This is a genomic window from Tibeticola sp. (assembly GCF_022759015.1).
Taxonomy (GTDB): domain Bacteria; phylum Pseudomonadota; class Gammaproteobacteria; order Burkholderiales; family Burkholderiaceae_C; genus Tibeticola; species Tibeticola sediminis.
This window is the reverse complement of sequence record NZ_JAEMQB010000180.1, coordinates 1-4,370: the sequence shown is the minus strand read 5'-3', so window position 1 is coordinate 4,370 and position 4,370 is coordinate 1. Positions and strand designations below refer to the sequence as shown.

Below are 4,370 nucleotides of genomic sequence, written 5' to 3'. Positions count from 1 at the left end.
GCGCGTGGTAGACCGTCTTGAGGATGCGTGAAATGTCCCGCATGACGCCCTGAAAGCGCTGCGACATGTGGTTGAGCGCGCGGTCGGTATAGACGACCGAGAATTCGAGCAGGCCGTCGCGGTCGACGTCGGGCAGCAGTCCGGGCATGGGGTTCTCCTCTCGTGGCCGGCCCAGCGTGGGGCTGAGCGCAAGACTTCAGCTTAGCACGCGAGGGCGATCGCGGCGCGCTCTTCAAAGCCCGCACGGCTCTCTTGCCGAGTCGATCAGCGTCGCCTCAGCCCAGCATCATCAAGCTCGCGTTCCCACCCGCCGCTGCGGTGTTGACGCTCAGCGCGCGCTCGAGCAGCAGCCGCTCGAGCGGCAAGGCTGCGTCGCCGGGCTCGGCGGTGACCAGCGGCACCAAGGCGCCGGGTCGCTGAGCCAGCGCTTGCGCAACCCCTGCCCAGGCCGCGCGCGGCGCGTGCAGCAGCACTGCGTCGCAGGGCGCTTTGGCGTCAGGGGGCAGCGCCGCTGCCTCCGCGCTGAGCCAGTCGCCGGCGAGGTCGATGTGGGCTTGGACCTCGGGCGGCAGTGTGGCGCGCAGTTCCGCCGCATCGCTGGGCCAGAGCGCGCGGCTGCCGACGGCGAGCGTGGCGGCCAATTGCAGCAGTCGGTCCGCTTCGGTGTGAGCGAGGCTTGCGATCCGTTGCCGGCCGAGCGTGCGGTAGGTGTTGCGCTCTCCCGTGGGGCCCACCAGCTCGACGCCAAGGCCGCTTGCGGTCGTTTGCGCATAGCGTTCGCAGGCATCGACCAACAGGGCGGCATCGGAGCGGCCCGAGCCCTGGGCCCAGGCCTGTAGCGCCAGCAGGGGCGCCGGGGGCGTGTGGGTCGATTCCTCCTGCAGCCGCCCTGCAGCACGCACGGCATCGCGCGCGGCGCCATCGGGCCGACGCGCCAGCAAGCGCAGCAGGTACAGCGGCCCACCGGCCTTCGGCCCCGTGCCCGAGAGCCCTTCGCCGCCGAAGGGCTGCACGCCGACCACGGCACCGATCATGTTGCGGTTCACATACAGGTTGCCGACGCGAGCGCGCGCGCTCACCTGCGCGATCGTCTCATCGATGCGCGTGTGCAGGCCCATCGTCAGCCCGTAGCCGCGGCTGTGGATGGCCTCGAGCAGCGCGTCGAGCGCCTCACGCGGGTAGCGCAGGACATGCAGCACGGGGCCGAACACCTCGCGTTCGAGTTCTTCGATACGCTCGATTTCAATCAGCGTCGGCGGCACGTAATACCCGGGCAGCGCGCGCGCGGCAGCCACCCCCGCCGGGTCTTGCCAAACCGGGTGCCCGCGGCGGCGCATCTCGTCGATGTGCCGCTCGATGCCCGAGCGCGCCTCGGCGTCGATGACCGGGCCGACATCGGTCGACAGCGCCTCGGGCGAGCCGAGCCGCAGCGCTGCCATCGCGCCGCGCAGCATGGTGAGCACGGTGTCGGCCACCTCCTCCTGCACGCACAGCACGCGCAGCGCCGAACAGCGCTGGCCCGCGCTGTCGAAGGCCGAAGTCACCGCATCGGTGACCACTTGCTCCGCCAGCGCGGAGCTGTCGACGATCATGGCGTTTTGCCCGCCGGTTTCCGCGATCAGCGGAATCGGCCCGCCGGCCGCGTCCGCCCGTGCCGCCAGCGTTTGGTGGATGCGCCGGGCCACCTCGGTCGAACCCGTGAACACCACGCCGCGCACGCGCGCATCGGCCACCAGGGCCGCGCCCACGCGCCCGTCACCGATCAGCAGTTGCAGCGCCGCGCGCGGTATCCCCGCAGCGTGCAGCAGGCGCACCGCCTCGGCAGCGACCAGCGGGGTCTGCTCGGCGGGCTTGGCCAGCACCGGGTTGCCCGCTGCCAGCGCCGCGGCCACCTGCCCCAGAAAAATCGCCAGTGGGAAGTTCCACGGGCTGATGCACACCACCGGCCCGAGCGGTGCGTGGGTGGCCGCGTCCCATCCGCGCGCCTGGGCGGCGTAATAGCGCAGAAAATCCACCGCCTCGCGCACCTCGGCCACCGCGTTGGGCAGGGTGCGGCCGGCCTCACGCACGATGCGCGCCAGCAGCGCCGGCCGCTGGGCTTCGAGCGCATCGGCCGCAGCCTCCAGCCGCCGCGCACGTTCGGCCGCAGGAACGGCTGCCCACTCGGGCGCAAAGCGCTCGGCCGCCTGTAGCGCGGCGTCGATGTCGGCGGCGCTGGCCTCGCGCACCTCGCCCACCGTCTCGCCGGACCGCGCCGGGTTGCGCACCGGCGCACCCGCCTCGATCGCATCGGCCACCGGCTGCGCCAGCAGCGGCTCGGCGCGCCAGGGTGCGCCGCACGCGGCCTGCAACGCGGGTAACAGCGCATGCAGCGCCGCCTCACAGGCCAGATCCAAGCCGGCCGAGTTGCGCCGCGCCGCGCCATAAAGCTGCGGCGGCGCGGGAATACGCGCATGGGGCAGTCTGATCGCGCCTTCGCGCACGCCGGCCTCACGCACCGCGGCCACCGGGTCGGCCACCAAGTCCTCGAGCGGCACCGCCGGGTCGGCCAGCCGGTGCACGAAGGAGGTGTTGGCCCCGTTTTCCAGCAGCCGTCGCACCAGATAGGCCAGCAAGGTTTCGTGCGTGCCCACCGGCGCGTAGATGCGGCAGGGGCGCCCCAGGCCACCGCGCTCGGGGGGTGCGACCACCTGCGCATACAGCGCCTCGCCCATACCGTGTAGGCACTGAAACTCATAGGCGTCGGGTGCGGCTTCAGGGCCGGCGAGCTGCACGACCGCAGCGACGGTGTGCGCGTTGTGGGTGGCGAATTGCGGATAGACCGCGTCGGGTGCAGCCAGCAAGCGCCGCGCGCAAGCCAAGTAGCACACGTCGGTGTGGGTCTTGCGGGTCCAGACGGGATAGTCGTCCATGCCGTCGAGCTGCGCGCGCTTGATCTCCGCATCCCAGTACGCGCCTTTGACGATCCGCACCATCAGCCGCTGTCCGCGCTGCCGCGCCAGCGCGATGAGCGCGTCGATCACCGCGGGGCTGCGCTTTTGATACGCCTGCACGACAAAGCCGATGCCGTCCCAACCCGCCAAATCCGGCTCGGCGCACAGGCGCGCGAGCAGTTCCAGCGAAAGTTCGAGCCGTTCGCTTTCCTCGGCGTCGATGTTGAGGCCGATGTCCTGCGCGCGGGCCGAGCGGGCCAGTGCGCGCAGGCGCGGATAGAGTTCCTTGAGCACGCGCGCGCGCTGCGATCGGCTGTAGCGTGGGTGCAGCGCCGAGAGCTTGATCGAAATGCCGGCGCGCTCGCGCACACCCCGGCCCTGCGCGGCTGCGCCGATGGCGTTGATCGCTTCGGCATATGCCTGGAAATAGCGCTCGGCATCGGCATCGGTCAGCGCCGCTTCGCCCAGCATGTCGTAGGAGTGGCGGAAACCCTGCGCCTCGAGTGTGCGGGCGCGTGCCAGCGCCTCGGCTATGGTCTGGCCCAGCACGAACTGCTCGCCCATCAGCCGCATGGCCATGTCCACGCCTTTGCGTACCAGCGGCTCGCCACCCTTGGCCAGGATGCGCGCGAGCGCCGCCTTGAGCCCGCCTTCGCTGTGCGTGGCCACCAGCCGGCCGGTGATCAGCAGCCCCCAGGCCGCAGCGTTGACGAAGGGCGAGGGGCTGCGCCCCAAATGCTGCTGCCATTGCCCGCGGCCGATCTTGTCGCGAATCAGCGCGTCGCGCGTGGCCGCATCGGGAATGCGCAGCAAGGCTTCGGCCAGACACATCAGCGCCACGCCCTCCTGCGACGAGAGTGAAAACTCCTGCAGCAGCCCCTGCACCAGACCCGCGCGGCCGGAGCCCGCCGGCTGCGCGCGCAAAGCCGCGGCCAAGGCCAGGGCGCGCTGGCGTACCGCCGCGGCCGCCTCAGGAAGGAGCGCCGCCTCCTCGAGCAGCGGCGCGAGCATCTCGGCCTCTGGCGCCCGCGCCTGCTCGGCCAGGGCCGCGAGCAAGGGCGTGAGCGGCGCCAGTTCAGCCGCCAGAGCGGCAAAAGCCGGGCCCTGCGCGGCGTTCGGGCTTGGCTGCAGGGCAGGCGTGCTGGGCATCGGTGTTTGCGTCAGGATGGTGTTCATGTTCGCCATCATCCGCATCCAAAACCGAATTTCTTGCCAAAATGAAGCCGCAAAGCAGCGAAAAATTCATCCCTGCCTGAATGGTCCCCTGTCGGGGCTGATCCGGACCCTGACCCCATCACCTCAATCGACCGCATCGACCGCCGCATCCTCCAAGCCCTGCAGGCGGACGGGCGGCTGTCCAACCTCAAACTCGCCGAGCAGGTGGGCCTCTCACCGACGGCCGTGCTCGCGCGGGTGCAGCGCCTGGTGCGCGACGGC

At 71.1% G+C, this 4,370-nt stretch carries 2 protein-coding genes and 1 pseudogene; 1 reads left to right on the top strand and 2 read right to left on the bottom strand.

Going from position 1 to position 4,370, the window contains the following annotated elements:
* Nucleotides 1–148, bottom strand: a pseudogene (locus JHC36_RS11380) (alanine--glyoxylate aminotransferase family protein); the annotation flags it as partial.
* A gap of 127 nt (nucleotides 149–275) precedes the next feature.
* Entirely contained in the window at nucleotides 276–4,109 is a 3,834-nt protein-coding gene (gene putA / locus JHC36_RS11375; protein ID WP_287919231.1) for a trifunctional transcriptional regulator/proline dehydrogenase/L-glutamate gamma-semialdehyde dehydrogenase, read from the bottom strand.
* A gap of 117 nt (nucleotides 4,110–4,226) precedes the next feature.
* Between putA and JHC36_RS11370 the strand changes: the two genes are divergently transcribed.
* A partial coding sequence (locus tag JHC36_RS11370) for an Lrp/AsnC family transcriptional regulator (protein WP_287919234.1) occupies nucleotides 4,227–4,370 on the top strand: 144 nt, incomplete at its 3' end.

Bases quoted from the DNA above. Each gene is read 5' to 3' on its own strand.
- putA (WP_287919231.1), bottom strand. From the start codon at position 4,109: ATGAACACCATCCTGACGCAAACACCGATGCCCAGCACGCCTGCCCTG.